At 38.8% G+C, this 20,960-nt stretch carries 17 protein-coding genes; 9 read left to right on the forward strand and 8 right to left on the reverse strand.

Going from position 1 to position 20,960, the window contains the following annotated elements:
• The first annotated feature begins 15 nt into the window (after positions 1-15).
• From LXL81_RS25915 to LXL81_RS25935, 5 genes are all read left to right on the forward strand, one after another.
• The gene (locus LXL81_RS25915; protein WP_234650416.1) at positions 16-1,248 is read left to right on the forward strand and encodes a Pycsar system effector family protein; all 1,233 of its coding nucleotides are present in this window, start codon (positions 16-18) and stop codon (positions 1,246-1,248) included.
• A gap of 71 nt (positions 1,249-1,319) precedes the next feature.
• Positions 1,320-2,180: an SdiA-regulated domain-containing protein gene (locus LXL81_RS25920; protein ID WP_234650418.1), complete on the forward strand. Its 861-nt coding sequence runs from the start codon at positions 1,320-1,322 to the stop codon at positions 2,178-2,180.
• Positions 2,181-2,206: 26 nt separating this feature from the next.
• Positions 2,207-5,998: a metallophosphoesterase gene (locus LXL81_RS25925; protein ID WP_234650420.1), complete on the forward strand. Its 3,792-nt coding sequence runs from the start codon at positions 2,207-2,209 to the stop codon at positions 5,996-5,998.
• A 49-nt stretch (positions 5,999-6,047) separates the two neighbouring features.
• Complete coding sequence (locus tag LXL81_RS25930) at positions 6,048-6,455, forward strand: hypothetical protein (protein ID WP_234650421.1); 408 nt, start codon at positions 6,048-6,050, stop codon at positions 6,453-6,455.
• 105 nt (positions 6,456-6,560) lie between these two features.
• On the forward strand, positions 6,561-8,222 hold the full coding sequence (locus LXL81_RS25935; protein ID WP_234650423.1) for a serine hydrolase: 1,662 nt from the start codon (positions 6,561-6,563) through the stop codon (positions 8,220-8,222).
• Positions 8,223-8,268: 46 nt separating this feature from the next.
• On the opposite strand, the gene LXL81_RS25940 is transcribed toward LXL81_RS25935, so the two are convergent.
• A complete protein-coding gene (locus tag LXL81_RS25940; protein WP_234650425.1) occupies positions 8,269-8,850 on the reverse strand; it encodes a TetR/AcrR family transcriptional regulator in 582 nt (193 codons plus the stop codon).
• Between the two features lie 76 nt (positions 8,851-8,926).
• Positions 8,927-9,682, reverse strand: coding sequence for an SDR family oxidoreductase (locus tag LXL81_RS25945; RefSeq protein ID WP_234650427.1), 756 nt, complete (start codon positions 9,680-9,682; stop codon positions 8,927-8,929).
• Positions 9,683-10,274: 592 nt separating this feature from the next.
• Here LXL81_RS25945 and LXL81_RS25950 point away from each other — a divergent pair.
• Positions 10,275-10,547, forward strand: coding sequence for a DUF983 domain-containing protein (locus LXL81_RS25950; protein WP_234650429.1), 273 nt, complete (start codon positions 10,275-10,277; stop codon positions 10,545-10,547).
• Between the two features lie 312 nt (positions 10,548-10,859).
• On the opposite strand, the gene LXL81_RS25955 is transcribed toward LXL81_RS25950, so the two are convergent.
• Positions 10,860-11,747, reverse strand: coding sequence for an AraC family transcriptional regulator (locus LXL81_RS25955; protein ID WP_234650431.1), 888 nt, complete (start codon positions 11,745-11,747; stop codon positions 10,860-10,862).
• A gap of 245 nt (positions 11,748-11,992) precedes the next feature.
• Here LXL81_RS25955 and LXL81_RS25960 point away from each other — a divergent pair, with 245 nt between their 5' ends.
• Both LXL81_RS25960 and LXL81_RS25965 read left to right on the forward strand, forming a co-directional pair.
• The gene (locus LXL81_RS25960) at positions 11,993-12,388 is read left to right on the forward strand and encodes an OsmC family protein (RefSeq protein ID WP_234650432.1); all 396 of its coding nucleotides are present in this window, start codon (positions 11,993-11,995) and stop codon (positions 12,386-12,388) included.
• Positions 12,389-12,604: 216 nt separating this feature from the next.
• Positions 12,605-13,174, forward strand: a complete 570-nt coding sequence (locus LXL81_RS25965) for a YceI family protein (protein ID WP_234650434.1) — start codon at positions 12,605-12,607, stop codon at positions 13,172-13,174.
• Positions 13,175-13,287: 113 nt separating this feature from the next.
• Here the strand turns inward: LXL81_RS25965 and LXL81_RS25970 are convergent, their stop codons facing one another.
• On the reverse strand, positions 13,288-14,307 hold the full coding sequence (locus LXL81_RS25970; RefSeq protein ID WP_234650436.1) for a cytochrome d ubiquinol oxidase subunit II: 1,020 nt from the start codon (positions 14,305-14,307) through the stop codon (positions 13,288-13,290).
• 55 nt (positions 14,308-14,362) lie between these two features.
• On the reverse strand, positions 14,363-15,688 hold the full coding sequence (locus LXL81_RS25975) for a cytochrome ubiquinol oxidase subunit I (protein ID WP_234650438.1): 1,326 nt from the start codon (positions 15,686-15,688) through the stop codon (positions 14,363-14,365).
• A gap of 297 nt (positions 15,689-15,985) precedes the next feature.
• On the opposite strand from LXL81_RS25975, the gene LXL81_RS25980 reads away from it, so the two are divergent.
• Complete coding sequence (locus LXL81_RS25980) at positions 15,986-17,329, forward strand: right-handed parallel beta-helix repeat-containing protein (RefSeq protein WP_234650439.1); 1,344 nt, start codon at positions 15,986-15,988, stop codon at positions 17,327-17,329.
• A gap of 185 nt (positions 17,330-17,514) precedes the next feature.
• Here the strand turns inward: LXL81_RS25980 and LXL81_RS25985 are convergent, their stop codons facing one another.
• The 3 genes from LXL81_RS25985 to LXL81_RS25995 all read right to left on the reverse strand — a co-directional run bounded on the left by LXL81_RS25985 (position 17,515) and on the right by LXL81_RS25995 (position 20,620).
• The gene (locus LXL81_RS25985; protein ID WP_234650441.1) at positions 17,515-18,507 is read right to left on the reverse strand and encodes a 3-hydroxyacyl-CoA dehydrogenase family protein; all 993 of its coding nucleotides are present in this window, start codon (positions 18,505-18,507) and stop codon (positions 17,515-17,517) included.
• A gap of 326 nt (positions 18,508-18,833) precedes the next feature.
• A complete protein-coding gene (locus LXL81_RS25990; protein WP_234650443.1) occupies positions 18,834-19,031 on the reverse strand; it encodes a CsbD family protein in 198 nt (65 codons plus the stop codon).
• Between the two features lie 308 nt (positions 19,032-19,339).
• On the reverse strand, positions 19,340-20,620 hold the full coding sequence (locus tag LXL81_RS25995; RefSeq protein WP_234650445.1) for an AGE family epimerase/isomerase: 1,281 nt from the start codon (positions 20,618-20,620) through the stop codon (positions 19,340-19,342).
• Positions 20,621-20,960: the final 340 nt, after the last annotated feature.

Consider the following 20,960-nt stretch of genomic DNA (forward strand, 5'->3'; position numbering starts at 1 on the left):
AATTAAAAGAATTATATGAATTACGATAAGGTCCTTGAACATGTTCAGAATCATGTAAAACACTTTTTCAAGACGCAGCAGATTGAAGAATTAGTTTATCACAATCTTACGCATACCGAAGAAGTCGTGGTACACGCGATTGATATTTCCAGGCATTATGAGCTGCATGAAAAGGATAACTTTGTGGTAGTTGCAGCCGCATGGTTTCATGACATCGGTTATTGCACCGGTAGCGCAGAAGGACATGAACAGCGGGGTGCGGAATTGGCAAAGGTTTATCTGGAAGAAAAGGAAGTTAAAGAAGAAGTGATTCTGGCAATCCAGGGTTGTATTCTAGCGACAACCATACCGCAGCGGCCATTGGTATTTCTTCAGCAAATAGTTTGTGATGCAGACTTATACCATTTGGGTACCGAAGAGTTTGCTGATAAAAACAAGCTGATGCGCAAGGAAAAGGAAATGTGGCTGGGCAAAAAAATAGATAAAAAGGACTGGCGCAAACACACCATAGAATTTCTGGAAGCGCATGTTTATCAAACTGATTATTGCCGTGCTTTGCTGGATGCGGTGAAAAATAAAAATATTCAGAAATTAAAAGATAAAGAAACGGAAAAAGTGAAGGAGCCGGAACCGCAGATTAATCTTCTCAAATACATAGATGATTCAAAAATGGCATCAGAAACGGAAGAGGAAAAGGATAAAAAAGTGAAGTCGGACAGGCCGGACAAAGGAATTGAAACGATGTTTCGTATCAGTTCAAATAACCACCAGCGGTTGAGTGATATGGCTGATAATAAGGCACATATCATGATCACGACTACATCCATTATTATATCAGTTTTACTTAGTATTCTGCTTAGAAAGCTGGAAGACAACGCCTATCTGATATTCCCTACAATATTACTGCTAACGATTTGCGTGATCACGATGGTGTTCTCCATTCTGGCGACTCGCCCGACAATTCCGCACGGAACGTTTACAGAACAGGATATAACCGATAAAAAAGTGAACCTGCTGTTTTTTGGTAATTTTTACAGAATGGCATATTCAGATTACGCAGCCGGCATGCAGGCGATGATGAATGACCGCGATTTTTTATATGGAAGTTTAACAAAAGACGTGTATTCCCAAGGGGTGGTTTTAGGTAGAAAATACAGATTATTACGCGTAGGTTATAATGTTTTCATGTTCGGGATTGTCGCCTCGGTGGTCTCTTTTGTAATTGCTTCGATGTTTTTTGGTAAATAATTCATTGTCGGGGTGGAAAATTACCAATACAATTTTCGGTGTTATTAAACACAAATAGAAATTAGATTTATATGACCAGTAATTTTTACAAAATATTGATTTCAGCCATTTTATTACTTACTCTTTTTACGGGTTGTTCAAATTCGCATGAAAATGAACAAACGCTGAAAGACTACAATCTTGAAAGTCCGGAAAAGTTTTTCATGCCGGAAAGTCTCTTTGAAATTTCAGGAATTACTTTTGAAAAAGGTAATCCGGATACTATATATGCTATTCAGGATGAAGAAGGCAAAGTTTTTCGCCTGGCCTGGGGTGTAAAAAAACAGTATCATGCCAAATTTGGGAAAAAAGGAGATTATGAAGACCTGGCCATTATTAATGACCAGGTTGTCGTGCTTAAAAGTAACGGAACCTTATATTCATTTCCATTTTCGGAGTCTGTTTACGAAGAGGTTGACAGCACAAAGGAATGGAAAAAAGTTTTGCCAAAAGGTGAATATGAAAGCATCTATGGCAATGAAGAGACGGATAGTTTGTATGTGCTTTGTAAAAACTGTGCGCAGGATGATTCTAAAAAAAGCATTACCGGTTATGCTTTTCACACCGACGACAGTGTTGCAATTGCCCAGCCTTTTCAGATCAATGTAAAAGATATAAAAGCGTTGTCAGGGAAAGTGGAAAGAGGTTTCCGGCCTTCGGGTATGGCGCAAAACCCGTTTTCGAAAGATTGGTATATCATCTCCGCTGTGAATAAATTATTGGTTATAACAGACAAAAACTGGAAGGTTCAGCAAGCCCTTGCCCTCAATGGAAACATGTTCACACAACCAGAAGGGATTGCTTTTGATAACGCTGGTAATCTTTATATATCAAATGAAGGAGATGATTTTGCGGAGGGTAATATTTTGAAATTTAAGAAGTTAAGTAAATAACAAAAGTGAACTTACCTGAATCTGGTATGAAATTAAAATTCTCCTCAATACTTTTTATAGTATCGCTGGTTATCATTTCTTCGTGTTCCAGTTACAAAAAGCTGCAATATTCCAGGGAAGGAAAAAGTTGGGAACAAAGTGCTCCTTCTCCTGATCTTGTCTTAAAACATACCATGTACCTGGTGGGTGATGCAGGAAACGACAAACCTGAAAATAAGGCTCCGGTACTTCTCTATCTGAAAGAAAAACTTGCCAAAGAATCCAAAAATAGCTCAGCCTTGTTTTTGGGAGATAATATTTATGAGTACGGTATGCCGCCCTCGGATGATACCGCCAAAAGAAAAGTGGCCGAATACCGGATCACCTCTCAATTGGAAACGCTTGATGATTTTAAAGGAAGACCATTTTTTATCCCGGGTAATCATGACTGGCGGGGTTGGGGGAGGAAAGGGCTGAAACGTCAGGAAAATTTTATTGAATCTTATCTTAATAAAAGAAAAGGAAAAACGGATAAAGACGATTACGAGACTTATTTCCTTCCACAGGACGGATGTTCAGGGCCGGAAGTGATAGAACTAAATGATAATGTGGTCGTTATCGCTGTCGATTCACAGTGGTGGCTGAGTGACTGGGATAAAGATACCAAAATCAATGATGGCTGCGAAATAAAAAACAGGGCAACTTTCAAGTTTATTTTTGAAAATGTGATCCGTAAATACAGGAATAAAAACGTCGTGATCGCAATGCACCATCCGCCGTTTACGTATGGCCCGCATGGTGGGAAATTTACGATCAAGCAGCATATTTTCCCGCTCACAGAAATGAACCCGAATTTGTATATCCCGCTTCCGGGTATTGGAAGTTTAAGTGCGCTTTTCAGGGGAACAATCGGATCTCGTCAGGATACGCATAACAAACTTTATAAGGATATGCGCGACGGAATCCTGGCAGCGGCAAGGAAAAATGGAAATTTCATTTTTGCCAGTGGCCATGAACATGCGTTGCAGTTTATCGAAAACGACGGACAGGAATTTATTGTGAGTGGAAGCGGATCTAAAAACAGTCCTATCGGAATGGGTAAAGGTTCGCAATTTGCTTCCACGGCTTTGGGTTACAGTACGCTTTCTTTCTACGAAGGCGGTGAAACCTGGGTACAATACTGGGAAGTGGCTGAACATGGGAAAAGTGCAAAACTGGTTTATCAGAAAAAGATAAAGGACAAACTTCCGGTTGTGAAATCGGAGCCGGCTATCGCCTACAAAGAATATGAAGAACATCTGGATAGCACCAGCCGGTTTGTGCTTAAAAATGAAATAAAGCCGGTTAAGGGTTTCCATAACTTCCTGTTTGGCGAACATCACAGGAATCTTTATATGGAAAAATATCCTTTCCCGGTTCTTGATTTTGATAAATATCAGGGGGGCGTAATTCCGGTTAAACAGGGTGGGGGAAATCAGACGAATTCGCTCCGTGTCCGTGCAAACGATGGGAAGGAATATGTGCTTCGTGACATGACAAAAGATGTCAGTCGTTTTTTGCCATATCCTTTTAATAAAATGCTTGCGGCGCAATTTCTGGCTCAGGAAAATTTCCTTTCCACGCTGCCATTTGCACCATTGGCAATACCCAAACTTGCTGATGCCATTCAGGTTTATCATACCAATCCTAAAATTTATTATGTTCCTTCACAACCCGCATTAGGCGATTTTAACCAGGTTTTTGGTGGAAGTCTGAGTTTGGTGGAGGAACGCCCGGATGGTAAAAAATGGAAGGACGCAGCCTTTTTTGGAAATGCGGATAAAATAATCAGTACACCGGATTTGCTTGAAAATATTCTGGAAAGTAATAAATATAGGGTCGATGAAAAGTGGGCATTGAAAACCCGCTTTCTTGATATAATCATCGGTGACTGGGACCGGCATGATGACCAGTGGACCTGGGCTGATATCAAACAGCCGGATGGTACAAATCTGTATCGGCCAATTCCACGTGACAGGGATCAGGCGCTGTCAAAATATGACGGACTTTTTACCAACGCTGCCAGGCTAACCATGCCGTTTTTGCGTCAGTTACAGGTTTACGGCCCGGAAGTTCCAAGTATGAAATGGACTACATGGAGTGCGCGTTTATTTGACCGGACCTTTTTGAATTCACTTAGTTGGGAAGATTGGGAAGAGCAGGTACGGTATGTTCAGAAAAACATGACTGATGAAGTTATTGAAAATGCTTTCACAGACTGGCCGGATAAGGCAAGAGAAATGGCCGCACCGCTTGTGATCAAAAGCATAAAAACCAGACGGGATAATTTACTGGAACTGGCCAGAAAACATTATGAATTTGTGAGCGAGTCGGTGAATGTTATAGGTACTGAGGAAAATGAAAAATTTGAAATTGAACGTATGGATGACCAACATACGCGGGTTACGGTTTCGGAAATAAACAAAAAGGGCGAGATTAAACAACAGAATTACAGGCGAATTTTTGATAATAAAATCACCAAAACAATTAACGTTTATGGTAATGGGGACGACGATGAATTTATTGTTACAGGCGATGTCAGCAAGGGTTCTAGGGTGAGATTAATCGGTGGAACTGGTAAAGATATTTTCACGGACAGCTCAATTGTACACGGTGGAGGTAAAAAAACGATTGTGTATGATGATCTCGGCAAAAATAAAATAAATGGCGGGCCGGAAACAAAAGATAAACGGACTTCTCTTTACCGGTATAATGTGTACGACCGCAGGAGTGCAGAAAGTGATTATGATATTACTATTCCACTTCCAATTGTTGGGTACAACCCGGATGACGGCTTTTTGATTGGTGCCAATTTCAATATGATCAGGTATGGTTTCAAAAAAGAACCTTATGCCTCACAGCAACGGTTTGGCGGGAGTTATTCCTTTGCCACCAAAGCTATCAAGCTTTATTATACCGGGGATTATCTGAATGCTTTCAAAAGTTTCGACTTTTACCTGGATACTTATTATCATGGCCCTGCCTATGCATTTAACTATGCCGGTTTAGGAAATACTTCTGAACGTCCGGTTGACAACCCTAACTTTTACCGGGTGCGCCAGAGTGCTTTTCATGTATATCCTGCCATCAAAAAACATTTTGCCGGAAATAGCGGTTTTGTGACATTGGGACCGGTTTTTGAAGTTTCAGATGTACAATCTACCGCCGGTAGATTTATTACCAGTGATGCGAACCAGCTTAGTGACGATGTTTTCAAAACAAAATATTACAGCGGTGGCCAGCTTTTATTTAATTTCAGCAGTGTTGATAATATCTTTTCTCCACATTCCGGATTACGTTTTAATGCCGGAATGAACTATACCAAAAACCTGAAAGAGGATAAAAGCTTCTCGGGTCTGAAAGCGCAGATAGCGTTTTATTTCAGTCTGGATACAAAGGAGAACATCATTTTTGCCTCTCAGATCGGAACAGGTCTGAATTTCGGTAAAGGATATGAATTTTTCCAGATGCCAACCATTGGAGGAAATCAGGGATTGCGTGGATATCGGACGCAACGGTTTTATGGCAAAAGCAGTTTGTGGCATTCAAATGATCTGCGTGTTAGATTGGGAAACAGTGTAAATCCTACCTTGCCGTTAACTTACGGGCTTTTTGGTAGTTTTGATTACGGCCGTGTCTGGCTTAATGATGATATGAACAAAGACTGGCATTATAGTTACGGAGGGGGAATCTGGGTCGCTCCCGTAGATATACTGACTTTGTCAATAGGCGCATTTATTCCAAAAGAAAAACAGGAAGAGAAACCAAGAATTGCCTTTCAGGTCGGGTTTTGGTTTTAATTTTATATAATAGCCGAAGTATAATTTAATCTTAAAGTGATCTGTTGAAATGAAAGAACAAAAACGAATAAAACCGCAGACCCTTTTCGTTGTGACAGCTTTTTTGGTATCACTGGCCAATTTTTTGTTTTTTAAATCAGATATCTCCATTCAACTCTACGACACGTATTATGTGATTTCTCAAAAATTCGTTGCACAGTTGCTGTCCATGATTTGTATTGCATGTTTCACGATATATTATGTTTTTGACAAGTTTATCTGGCCGCTACAAAATCCATTGGGTTATGTACATTATTCGCTGACGGTTATTCCACTTTTGATTTTGTTAGTAAAACCAATTGAAGATATTCAAGTGATCACTCTGCTCGCCATCGTTGCAGCAGGCCTTTTGTTACTTGCTCAAATTGTGTTGATAGTAAATATTATCCGTACAAAACGAGCACAAATTCAGAATTGAAATCAGGATTTGAATCAACTATTTACAAATAATCATACGGCTTTTTAGGAAAGTTACGGCTAGTGCGTTTAACTTTATCGCTACTTAACAATCTTAAATTAGCCGATGAAAATTACTTTATGCCAGAAAAGAGTAATACTGTTTTTTTGCTTTTTTCTTCTTGTTAATGGTGCTTTTGCACAGCGTTACATTTTCTTTCTTCATAATAAGTTTATTGAAGAAAATGATTTGTCTGCAAAACATCCGGACTACGGAGTAGCACAATATGAAGAGATTCTGGATTATTACACGAAAGAAAATTTCGTTGTAATCAGTGAGAAACGTCCTCTGAATACGGATGCAAAATCGTATGCCCAAAAAGTAGCTTTGCAAATTGATAGCCTGATCACCAAAGGTATCAAGCCGGAAAGAATCACTGTTATTGGTACATCCAAAGGAGGTTATATTGCTCAGTTTGTTTCAAGCATTGAAAAGAATAAGGACTTAAATTATGTTTTTATTGGAAGCTGTGGGGAAGAAGATGTAACCAAAATCCCGGATATAAATTTCAGAGGCAACATTTTATCAATATATGAAAAAAGTGATATTATAGGTCAGTCATGTACAAGCATGAGACTAAGATCGGTAAATACAGTCAGCAGGTTTAAAGAAATCGAATTGAACACAGGATTGAAACATGGATTTCTATTCAAAGCATTACCCGAATGGCTCGAACCTTCGGCGCAATGGGCAAGACGGGATTATGGAGTCAGACCTGTTACCGGAGATGCTAAGTCAAAAAAAACGATTGGCGGGAATAATGACAATACCAATGGAAAAATTGACGACTTGCTTTCTTCGTCTACTCAAAAACATTTCAACGGAATAGTTCTAATTGCAAAACATGGTTTTACCAAATACGTTAAGGTCATTGGATTTTCAGATATTGAAAAAAGGAAACCTTTGAAATTTGACGATCAGTTTGTGATTGGATCCATCAGCAAACAATTTACAGCAGTTTTACTTTTGCGGGAATATGAAAAAGGCAGGGTAAAGCTTGATATTCCAATCCGAAACTATCTGCCTGAATTAAAGCAGTCATGGGCGGATTCTGTCACTGTTGACCAGCTTTTGACGCATATGAATGGAATATCCGCCCTGGACAAACCACTTGATTTTAAACCAGGTTCGAAATATTCCTATTCTCAGATCGGTTATGATCTGTTGGCAAGAATTATTGAAAATACATCTGGGAAATCTTTTGCGTCTTTGTCTGCAGCACTATTTAAGAAATGTAAAATGTACAATACCTTTCATCCGGACGTGAAGCAGTATCATAATCTTGTAAAAGGTTATACCGAACAGGAAAATGGAAAATTTGCGATTGAAGCTAAAACATTTGAAAATTATGTGGCGGCCGGCTCGTTCATTTCTACCGCGCACGATCTGCTCTTATGGAATAATTGTCTGCACGAAGGAAAACTTTTATCGCAGAAAACATACCGTTTAATGATCTCCAAAAAGCCGGAGGCCGTCAGGAATCACCCTATTTTTGGAAAGGTGGAATATGGTTATGGGATTACCCACGACACCAAGGAGGGCATTTTACAGCTCGGACAAACTGGTTTCGCCCCAGGGTTTATTTCTATGGATTTTTATTTTCCTAAAACAAAAACCAGCTGTATTGTGCTCGACAATGTTGTTTATGATGAAAATGATCTGCAAAAGGCGTTTTCATATCATTCACATATACTTAAAATTATAAGAGAAAGCAATCTGGTCAAATAAAATTGAAAATGTCCGGACTTTGAAATAATTCGAGAGTCCGGATAATCTATTTTAATACGTCTAAGGCTACGCTGACAATGTCATTGTAAATATCCTGATCCACAGCGGATTTGGCAGCTATTCTTAAACCGGAAATTGTATTAAACAAAAAACGGGCAATAGCTCTCGGATTTTTATCCATTGAAATTTCCCCGGATTGCTGGCCTTTGGTTATCAGTTGAAAAAAGGCATCTTCAATATCCTGCATGTTTTGACGCACAATTTTGTCGATTTCTTCGTCGTGAGGTGCCAGTTCCACAGAACTGTTAACCATAAAACAACCCTTGGGAAGTTTATCAGTAAAACTGTCATGAACAAGCATTTTAAAAATCTCCTGCAACGAAACCATCGTGTTTTTGGAGTCATTGACCATATCAATCAATCCACCCGCTGCCTGTGCACGGTATCTCTCCAAAGCGGAGATATAAAGCTTACGTTTATCACCAAACGTATCATAAATACTTGACCGGCTCAACCCAAGCGCATCCACCACATCCTGCATGGAAGAAGCGTGGTAACCCTTATACCAAAATAGGTCAACAGCTTTATCTAAAATCGCTTCCTGATCGAATTCTTTCGTGCGTGCCATATTGCTAAAAAACTTTGCTGATGCGTCAGCAAAGTTAATTTATTTTGGAACAATTATTCCGAAAATAATGCTCAAATTAATTCAATACTGCATTTACAGTCAATCCGCCGTCAACTACAATCTCGGTTCCGGTAATGAAGGAAGAATCATCAGATGCCAGGAATAAAATAGTTTTTGCAATTTCTGAGGACTGAGCAAAACGATTCAATAGAATTTTTTTACCCAAAATCTCACCAAAACCAGATACTTCTTCATGGCTCAAACCTAATTTTCCGTAAAGCGGTGTTTCAACCGGACCGGGAGATACCGCATTTACACGGATTTTTCTTGGTGCAAGTTCAGTGGCAAATACTCTGTTCAACGATAAAATAGCTCCTTTACTTCCCGCATAAACCGCTGAATTAGGCATACCAACGTGGGCATTTATAGACGTATTAAAAATAACTGAACCTCCGTCGTTAAAAATAGGCAGGAACTTCTGAACCGTGAAAAAGGTGCCTTTTACATTGACGTTCATAATGTCGTCATAATGGTCTTCAGAAGCGGATTGTAACGGAGCAAAAGCGGCAAGTCCGGCATTGAGGAACAGAATATCGATTTTGCCAAATTTGTTTTTTACATTATCTACCAATTTATCAATGGAGGAAAGATTACTTTGATCAGCAACTATCCCAGTTGCACCAAGTTCTTTAGCTGCCTGATCTAATAATTCTTTATTTCTACCTGTGATGATTACTTGTGCACCTTGTGCTGCAAATTCTTTTGCTGCGGCATAGCCAATTCCACTATTGCCCCCGGTTACTACTGCGACTTTGTTTTGAAGATTGTTCATTTGATATATGTTTAAAAATTATTAATGGAATGATTGTTCCGTAAAGGTAATAATAATGGAATGATCATTCCTAATTAACTTGAAAATATTTTTATTCGAAAATATGTATCTTCAAATAACACCAGTGAAAGTTGAAAGTCCTGATTTTCTATTTTTAAAAGTATAACGTTACTTGTTTCAATTCTTAATATTTATAATATGCTAATACAAAGATAGATAGGGATCTGCCTGGAATAAATGTACAGATTCGTGTTTAACATGTCCATTTTATCGGTTTAGGTTTTTTTTAAGATTGAAAATCTTGAATATTTTTAAAATCGTTGATTTATACCATAGATAACTTCATCTGTACTTTCGTGACCAATGTATATTGCTGACCTTTGTTACAAGTTAAATGAGGAGGTTCAAGCTCATAGAAGTATCGGAAGTAAGAGTTTCCGATAAAGGATTTGAAACAAAAAATAAGGGCTTCTAATTTTTAGAAATCATGAAGAATAACAGAGTTTACAGCGTATTGTTTAATAAATGTCCACGATGCGGTCAGGGCGATTTTTTTGTCACTAAAAGCGCTTATAGCTTCAAATTTGACCAAATGAATAAAAGCTGCCCCCATTGTGGTGAAAATCTGGTGCCGGAACCTGGCTTTTATCAGGGTGCGTTATACATGAGCTATGCGTTTTATGTGGTTTTTATGTTGATTTACTTTTTTGTTTTTATTCATTTTTTTGAACCCTATCTGGATTATTTCCTGTATAGTATTATTCCTGTTTTGATATTTTTAACACCTCTATTTTACCGCATGGCCAGAAGAGCGTGGCTGGCAATATTTATTTCACCGACACAGGAAGAAGTGGTTGGGAAATAAAATCAGGTAAAACAGTTATAGATTTTAAGCATTCATCTTGTGATCAGCCATTAGTAAAATTGATTGCAAGGTGAATTTTTTACCCATACTAAAAGTCATGGAATCGCAAAAAATCAATCTACAACAAAGGAAAACAATTTGCTTAGTGGATCGGTTGATAAACAAACGATGCTGCGTTATGCAATGATTATTATTCCATCATTTGTTGCATTAATGTAGGTTTAATGCTGCTTATTTCGCTTTAAAGTTATCTAACTAGGACGGTTTTAAATGTTCGGCTATTGCAGCCGGTGCCATTTTAAGGGATGTTCATTAATGTTTCCCACTTTCCAGAGTTGATTTTTTTCTAAAAACTTCCGGGCTCATTCCAACTTCTTTTTTGAAAAATTTGGTAAAATATGAATTGTCATTAAAGTTTAGTTTGTAGGCAATTTCCGAAACACTAAGTCCCAGGTTTACAAGTAATCTTTTTGCTTCCAAAACTACACGGTTTCTTATTACTTCACCAGCCTGCAAACCCATATTTTCCTTGCACAATGCATTCAGGTGATTGGGAGTAATATTCAGCAGTTCTGCATACTCACCCGGTAAGCGGATTTCGACAAAATTTTTCTCAATCAACTTATGAAAATTACTTAACAGGATATTTGTTTTGAAAGGGATATTTTGATCACGGTTTATTGATGTACTCTGCTCAATACATATAAATATTTGTAACAAAAGCACGCGAATCATATCTTCCCGTAATACATTTTTGTCGATATAGTGTTCAATTAAATTTTCAAATAGCTTATTAACAGTTTGATGAGTTTTTTCTGAAAGGTTGATGACACTTTCCTGCGAAATCCCTTTAAAGAAAGAAAAGGAAGCCAGATATTCAGGACGAAGCAGGAATGACTGGAAGAAATCGCCCGAAAAATTGACTACAAAACCATCCACATTACCTTTAAAATCCCAGGAATGAACCTGTCCTGGAACCATGAAATAGATCTGATATGGCTTTACTTCAAAATGGTTAAAATCAATCGTATGCATTCCGCCGCCTTCGGTGAAAAACAGCAAGTGATAAAAGCTATGTCGATGTGGAAGTGTCAGATTAGGATGTATTGCCAGATATGCTGCAAACCGGCTTATCAGAATTTCGTCTTCTTTGTGCTCTGAAAGCGAATCAATGTCGATTCGTGGAATGTTGGTCTGCATAGGAGTGCCCAAAAGATGTTTTTCAAATCTAAGAATTTTGGCTCAAATCCGATATTAATAATTAACTTTTGTGCTTTATGACAAATTCTGTTGTTTGAACAGGTCAGAGAAAGAGGACTTTGTCAAAGGCATTCTTGCCGGTGGTGTGAATAGGGAAATTCTGAATTCATAATTACCTAAAAATTAGAATTTTAGATAGTTTATCTCAAATATAAAGCAGTCAAAATATAAATCTAAATTAAATAATGGCCAAGGTTGTCGCAACTATCGGAACCGAATTGTATAAAACAGAAATTAAAACAGCAACGCACAGTCTTATTGCTGATGAACCCGTTTCTGCCGGTGGATTGGATCTTGGATTTTCACCGGAAGAATTACTGGCTTCCGCGTTGGCAGCCTGCACTTGTGGAACGCTGCGTATGTATGCTAACCGGAAGGGCTGGTCTGAACTTACAGAAATCAATGTAGCGGTTGATTTTTCGAGAGATGTTCAGGCTAATGTTTCACAGATGAACCGGAAAATTGAATTGGTCGGAGATTTAAATGAAGAGCAGAAAACAAGATTATTGGCCATAGCCAATAAATGTCCGATCCATAACGCGCTGACGCATACGATCACAATCGATACAACACTAAGCTGATTATTTGTTGGAAATCATAAAACCTTCTATCTTACTATGTCAAAATAATTCCTTCAAATTATTACAAAATAAAAGTGCTGATAATGTTTAGTTTACTCGTTTAATCTTCATAAATTAATCGGTCTGATTTAGAGTTGATGCTGATATTACATCATTTTCTGTCAGGTTCTGTTTTAAATTTATCACCTTATCGTTTCAATTAAACTTCCTGTAATCATGAAGAAAATCTCCCTTGTTCTATTATTATCTGTTTTTTCGATGGCCGGTTTTGCTCAGACCGTTTGGAAATCTGACAAAGCGCACTCTCAGCTGAAATTTGACATTACCCATAATGGCGTTTCTACCGTTTCAGGTGCTTTCACCGATTTTGATGCAACCATTAAAGCTTCAAAGCCGGATTTTAGCGATGCGTCATTTGAATTATCGGCTAAAACTGCCTCCATAAATACGGGTGTCGACAGAAGAAATGAGCATTTGAAATCGCCTGATTTTTTTGATGCAACTGCCAATCCTGAACTGACTTTCAAAAGTACCGGCGTTAAGAAAACCGGAACGGATAAATACCAGCTTACAGGAGATTTGACGATGCACGGTGTTACAAAGCCGGTTACACTGGAACTATGGTATCGCGGGACAATCACAAATCCGATGAATAAAAAGGCTGTGGCAGGATTCCGGGCTACTGGTTCGATTAAACGTGCTGATTTTGGTATAGGGCCAAAATTTGCTCCGCCGATGTTAAGTGAAGAGGTAACTATTACCGCAGACGGTGAATTTGGTCAATAAGTATTAAAATCAGATATTCCTGACGACTCAGTTTTGCATAGCTTCAAAAAGATAGCGCATTGATTTCATGCTTTCGAAATCAATGCGCTATCTTTTTTGTGGCAGTTCGCTTATTAATCCGTCGCAAAATCTACTTTCTTTTTTTGAAAACTATAAATCAGATAAAACAAAGCTGGCAGGATAAATATACTTCCGATCAACAATGCCATGGCAAGTGCCTCAATTGTCTTTTCATGACCACTATGTTCGATCAATGAAAGATATCCGCCGTTTTTCAGAATAACAATGTTTGGATAATGACGATAGGTAGTTGTTAACAGAATCATGGTAACCTGAAATCCAGCCAGAATACGCAGGATATTTGCCTGTCCTTTATACATCAGATACCAAAGAAGAGCCAGCGATAAGGTGGCAGCGGAAATCGCAATGATTCCGACAACATTACCAAACACCCAGTCAATCAGCGGAATTCCTTCAATCAAGGATGATACAAATACAAGCGAACCACAGATCACCGCTGCAATGTTGAAGGCCTTTGCTTTTTTGATAAAACGAAGGCGGTCATGGTCATTATCTGTTTCTCCTATCAGAAAAACTGCGGCCAGAAATCCGCAAATGGCTACGGTAAATAATCCAACCGAAACTGAAAACCAGTGCAGCCAGCTGAAAATGTAGGCGTCTAAAAAATTATCCGCTTTCAGATCAATATGTCCTGAAACGGCGCTTCCGGCAATAATGCCAAGGAAAAACGGAGTTACAAAACTTGAATAAGCAAAAATCGGATTATAGATATTCTGCATATCGTCTTGCACGGCATCATAATGCCTGAATGTAAATGCAGTCCCGCGGGCGATAATTCCTAAAAGCATAATCGTTAAAGGAATATGCAAATAGACGGACATGGTACTGTAAATGACCGGAAAACCTACAAATAAAATTACGATCGCAATGATCAGCCACATATGATTAGCCTCCCAAATGGGCCCGATTGCTTCATAAAGCGTTTTACGGGTCTGCATTTTGTTGGCCTTCGAAGTAAATAACTCAATAATTCCTGCCCCAAAATCTGCCCCGCCCAGGAGCAGATAGAGCAGGATAGAAGTCCAGAGATAAATGATGACTACGTATAACATGGCGTTAATGATAGAATGATAGAATTTTGGTATGATAGAATGTTGGAGGATCTATCTATTTTTGTGCTTTTTCGGGTAGGTCGTAGAGCTTGGGTACCATTTTGATCTGCCGGTATAACATAAAAATAACAATGGCTGCCAGCGAAAAATACATGAGCGTGAACATATAAAAAGAGTAACCGATTCCTGGCATAGGCGTGACTGCATCAGCTGTCCGCATGACATTGTAAATAATCCAGGGCTGCCGGCCAACTTCTGTGACCGTCCAGCCAGCTTCCACAGCTATAAAGCCCAGCGGTGTGGCAGCCACAAAAAGTTTAAGTAGCCAGTCGCTCTGAAGCCAGTTTTTCTTTTTCCAGAGTGCAAGGAAATATAAAAAAGAAATTGCCATCATAGCCATTCCCAAACCGACCATAATCTGGAATGCATAATGCGTGATAGGAACCGGTGGCTGATCTTTTTCAGGAAACTTATCAAGCCCTGTCACTTCTGAACTAAAATCTCCATGCGCCATAAAACTCAGCAGGCCAGGGATTTTAATACCATAATCTACTTTTTTATTTTCGGGATCCGGTATTCCGCCAATGACCAGTCCGGCAGATTTCTCTGTGAAAAAATGAGCTTCCATGGCTGCGAGTTTAGCGGGTTGTCTTTTCGCGACATCCTTTGCAGAAATATCACCGCTTAATGGTTGAAGTACCGCAGCCACGCAGCCAAATATTGCGGCAATTGTGAATGATTTGGTATGAAAATAAACATTTTGTCTCCTGATAATCATCAGCGCATGAACACCGGCAACCGCAAAACCGGTGGCAGCAAAAGCGGCAAGTGACATATGCAGCGATTGTGAAAACCAGGCTTTATTAAACATGGCTTTAATCGGATCAACGTTGATATACTGCCCGTCCACAAAATCAAAACCGGCCGGACTATTCATCCAGGCATTGGCAGCGACAACCAGAATTCCGGAGGCCAGTCCACTCACGCCGACAATGACACCTGTAAACCAGTGAAACCATTTATTGAACCGGTCCCAGCCATATAAAAAGAAACCCAGTGCAATGGCTTCAATGAAAAAAGCAGTTCCTTCCAGGGAGAAAGGCATACCGAAAATGGGGCCTGCATGTTCCATGAATTTCGGCCAGAGCAATCCAAGTTCAAAAGATAAAACTGTACCCGAAACTGCACCTGTCGCAAAGAAAATAGCCACGCCCTTACTCCACGCTTTTGTTACATTTTTATAAACAATTTTATCGGTCCTAAGGTAGTAATAATGTGCCACAGCCATAAAAAACGGCATCACCATACCAATGCAGGAAAATATGATGTGAAAGCCCAGAGAAAGGGCCATTTGAGATCTTGCAGCCAGGAAATTATCCATAGGTGAGTTGCAATTAGGTATGTAAAACTGAGTTAAAGCCAGGGTGGAATTGAAAAATTAATCTTTGTAATTTTATATTTTCTTTTAAAATAAAATTACAAAATTCTCACTTCCCGGAATCGCCCCAAAGCTACTCAACTATGATCAGAAGAACCATCTTATTTGATAAAAAAACACACAAATTAATATAACTTTTGCAGTAAGAACACAGGTTAACTTCTTTTAAAATGTATCAGTTGTGCGGATTTGCTGATCTGGGAAAAGTAAAATAAATCCTGAATTGAAATTGTCTTGTTGATGCTGCGTTTTTATATTATTTTTCTTCTCTTTGCTACAACATGGTCTGCCTATGGACAGGTTGATAAACTGTTTGTTGCTACAAATGGGAAAGATAATAATCCCGGAACTTTCGAAAAACCTTTCAAAACCTTGAAGAAAGCAATGTCGGTCAGTGAAAGCTTTTCGGGCAAACAGGTTAGTATTCAAATGAGGAATGGCACATATTACTTACCTGAAACGATCATCATAAGCAACGCAGATAAGCGGCCGGAAAAGCTTGAAATTACAGCTTATGGTAAAGAAATGGTTGTAATTAGCGCTGGCAGGAAAATTAAGACAGACTGGCAATTATTCAAAAACGGAATATACAGAACTGCTGTTTCACCTGAAATTGCATTTGATATATTATATGTAAACGGCATTCTGCAAACCATGGCAAGATATCCGAATGCAGACACAACTGCCGGAATTTTTAATGGTTCTGCTGAGGATGCTGCTTATTATGTTCGGGTATTGAGCTGGGGAAACCCCTTTGGTGGCTATTTACATGCTTTGGATGAGCAGAAAAAAGGAAGTTTGCATTACAGAATTACCGGCGTGGACGATACCGATAATGTGGAACTGGACGGCGGATGGCAATACAATAAGCCACTACATCCTGATAAAGCCATACGTTTTGTTGAGAATATTTTTGCAGAACTTGATGCACCAGGGGAGTGGTATTTTGACAGGACATTCCATTTTCTATACTTCTATCCGAGAAAGAAAACGGATTTGTCAAAGGCAGTTGTGGAAGTTTCTAATTTGAAAAACAGTATAGAACTTCAAGGTTCAGCCGCAAACCCAGTGAGAAATATAATGCTCAAAAATCTGCATTTCAGGCACAATGAAAGATCTTTTATGGAGAGCAACGAAACTGTTTCCGGTAGCGACTGGAATGTTTACAAAGGTGGCGCTGTACTCTTCAACGGCACCGAAAATTGCAGGATTGAAAATTGCAGTTTTAGTGATCTCGGAGGAAATGCAATGACATTATCCGGTTATAACAAAAATGACACGATTAAGAATTGTTTTGTGGATCATGTGGGCGCCAGTGCCATTTCTTTACTTGGAAATGGTAATACGAAAAATGACGTTTCCAGTCAGGTTTCAATTAGCGACAACACAATTCATCACACAGGAGAAATTGAAAAACAAGGAAGCGCAATTCATATTTCAAACGCACAACAAGTATTGATTCAGGATAATAAAATCTATCATATTCCAGGAAAAGCTATAAAATTTGACAGCCTTTCTTTGAAGGAAATTACGAATTTAAAAAATACTGTTTACGACGAATTCAGGGAATTGAAGCATCAGTGAATTTATAGAAAGCAAATGATAATCTTTCTTCGGCATTTTAAAAATAACTTTGACAGACAACAATTGGCTAACCAAAATTTCATTTTCCGATGGGAAGTGGTTATTAAAGAAATCTAAAATATTTGTTATAAAATCCCGATAAGTTAAAATCTATTACCTATTGATTTATAAAAGATTAACAGAAATCACTGGTTTTGTTGCTGCTGTTGTTGCCTTAATTTTTGTTTAACAATATCTGCCGGATAACGCAACGCTATTTCCCGGATCTCATAAGCAAATTCAGAAAATGTCTTCTGCCACATAGCCGCTTCACCAGGTTCATAATCGTAAAATCCTTTAGAATTGGCAATACCTTTGCCGCCTTCCTCCACAATTTTTGAAATCAATTCCGGCACCTCCGAGCTATTGTGCAAGGTGGGTAACAGATTCTTCATCACGGTATGATAAGCAGGAACTCCTGTTAAATCCATCCATCGAAAAATACCAACGAAAGTCATGAAATAACCCGCATTGTTTCTACAAGACCTGTCTATGTCTTCAACAGTCGCATATCCATTTTCAACCAGATGAATTGCTTCACGATACATAGCATACATCAATCGGTTGGTGATAAATCCTGCAATATCTTTCCGCACCAATATGGGTTCTTTTCCCCACTGGTGTGAGAGTTCATACAGATATTCGCCATAGGAAATATTGGTGTCGTCGCCACAGATTATTTCCAAAAATCGGGTGGTATGCGCAGGTTCTGTCCAGTGAAGTCCCAGAAAACGTTCGGGATGTGAGGTTAATTTTTGAAGTTGACTGATAGGAATAGCGGAAGTGTTACTTACCAGAAGCGCATCAGAAGCAATAACGGCTTCTGCTTTTTTATAGACAGATTCCTTGACATCGATGTCCTCAATCGTGCATTCAATAACAAGTTTGCAGGCAAATAATTCTGAATAATCCTCAGTGATCAGGAGATTTTTCAGATAATAATCGGGGGTATGCGGGATAATCCTATTTTTAAACGCTTTTTCTAAATGGTCAGTAATCCGTTTTTCAGCAAACAAGAGATCGCTGCTTAACGGTGCCAACGCGACAACGGGATGCCCGGCAATAAGCAAACAAGTAACTATACTGGAACCCATCAGTCCAAGGCCAATAACGGCAACTGGAATTTCATTCGTTTTCATAGGTGGTTTAGGATTAGATTTGTTTTCAAAGAGTTCGGCAAGAGTCGTAATTAAAGTTATTCATTACAAATTTGATTTGCCAAAAAGTGGGATTTTTCTTTATGGACGTTGGGGTTTGAAGGCGTTATTTAATTTATTAATGGAATAAAGCTGGAAGTATTTTCTATAATATTTTACTGCTTGGTTCTTAACATCATTTCCCGCGGAATAAAGACCGGAGACATAACCTATAAGCAAACTACATCAAAATGAGATACCACCTAAAATGAAAGATGCCCGGAAGAAATTATCTCCCGGGCATCTTTCATGAACCTTAATAATTTAGTCTATTTTGACCAATCGCTTACTTCTGATTCTACTTCTTCACGGGTTTTACCCAATTTTTTTTGAAGTTTTCCCAAAAGCTCGTCTTCTTTTCCTTCTTCATATAACAAATCGTCGTCAGTAAGATCTGCGTATTGCTGTTTGAACTTACCTTTCAACTCTGTCCAATTTCCTTTTACTTGTTGTGTGAACGCGCTCATATCTTTAATATTTAAAGTTATAGATTTATGAAAACTGCCTCATGCAATTATCTGATATAATAAATAAATTGTGCCAAAAAAAGATCAGCTTTTTATCTTCACGTTTAATTATCTGGTAACTCAACTCTCGAATTTTGAAAATTATTGATAATCAAACGTATAACATTAAGAAAGCTGAAATGAAACCGGGAAAACCCATTCCATTTCAGCTTTTACCTCATAAATCTGATTGATTTATACCCAAATTCCTGAGAATACTTTTCCCAAATTTGAGTATCAGACGAGTCAGATGTCGCCCATTTTACCCATTATTCCGGCAAATCTTTGCTTAATAATTTGTCCAGTCTGACAATACTTTGCACCATTGCCCGTACCGAATGGTAATTTACTTTCCAGGAATGGCTCATATGTTTCCATATCGGTTCGCCCTGACGGGTAAGCAATGGCAGCCATTCTCCAACTTGGTGGTTAATCATTTTATCAAAAACAAAACGATGGGTGGCGTCATAAGCTTTCAGGTATTTTTCATCACCATAAATCCGGTAGGCGTCCAGCATTCCAATCAATACCTCCGCCTGCTGCCAGAATTCCTTTTCCCGGTCATAAACCTCTCCTGCGTGGGAGCCTTCGACATACACACCGCCAAACTCCCAATCTATACCATGTTCTATCGCATGATCAAAAGATTTTAACAATTGCGTTTGATAATCGTCATAAGGAATGCCGGCAATGTCGAGGGCATGCATGAGCAACCAGGCAAATTCAACATTATGACCATAACTGGTGTTATCCTCAGCTGAACTTTTCAGTCCATCCTCCGAAAATCTGTCCCAGCCCCATATAATTTCAAACTTGATTTGAGGTGCCACAGTCCAGTCTGCCCAGAACTGCGGAATACCCGTGCCATAAACCGGATGCATTATTTTATTGATCAGAAGCTGAATTATTTCAACCAGCTTTCTGCGGTGAACTTCCTTTCCACTGGCTTCATATAGCGTGGTGAAAGCCTCCATCAGGTGCATATGGGCATCCAAAGTTTTCCTGTCGCCACCGGCTGCACCAGCCCCTTTCAATTCCCACTGACGGTTAAACATTTCAAAATATCCGCCGTAAAATGTATCAGCTCCATGAATTTGAAGCAGGTCAAAAACCTTTTCAGCATATTCCAAACCTCTGCTGTCACCCGTGGCCAAAGTATATTCACTTAAACTGTAAATAGCGAAACTAAGCCCATAGACAATTTTTTCATCGATTTTGACATTGCCTTTTCTATCCATCAGCCAGTAAAAACCGCCGAACTCATTGTCCCACATTTTGTCGATTAAAAAATCGACACCGTGTTTTGCGATAGCCGCATATCTGCCATCACCGTAACCCGCCCGGTGTGCAGAGGAGAAGGTAAATACAGTTCTGGTCTGGGCAATTAATGATTTTTCGTCTTCGCCAGAGTCGTTTCCGGCATAATCAAAATGTGTGATGAACCCGCCATTTTCCTTATCAACGCATCGGGTTTCCCAAAATGGGAGTAATTCGGTAGTAAGATGTTGAGTAGCTTCGTCGCGGTATCGTTTAAGCTGTTCTATGTTCATGTGCGGTCAAATAAGTTTCAGGTGTTTATATTGAAATAAGGTTATGCGGATCATGTATAGTACGTCACCATGATGAAGAATGGCTATTGGATTGAGTTATATCACTATAAATATTTTTATCAGTATTATTATTCTTTATTTTCATTGTTTCAGCCATTTGTTATAAAGGAGTATTTTTATATTTAAGGGAATGTTTGTCAATAACTACTTGAATTCTGACAGTAGTTGAAAAGCTAAAACTTCTTTGTTTTATCAGAGCATACTTTTATTGTGGTGAAAGTTATTCGGATTGAAAATAAAAATCAGTCTTCATCTTATTTGCATTTACTCGCTGTTCCGT

Origin of the sequence: Dyadobacter sp. CY356 (assembly GCF_021440195.1) — a bacterium.
In the GTDB taxonomy this organism is placed as follows: Bacteria; Bacteroidota; Bacteroidia; order Cytophagales; family Spirosomataceae; genus Dyadobacter.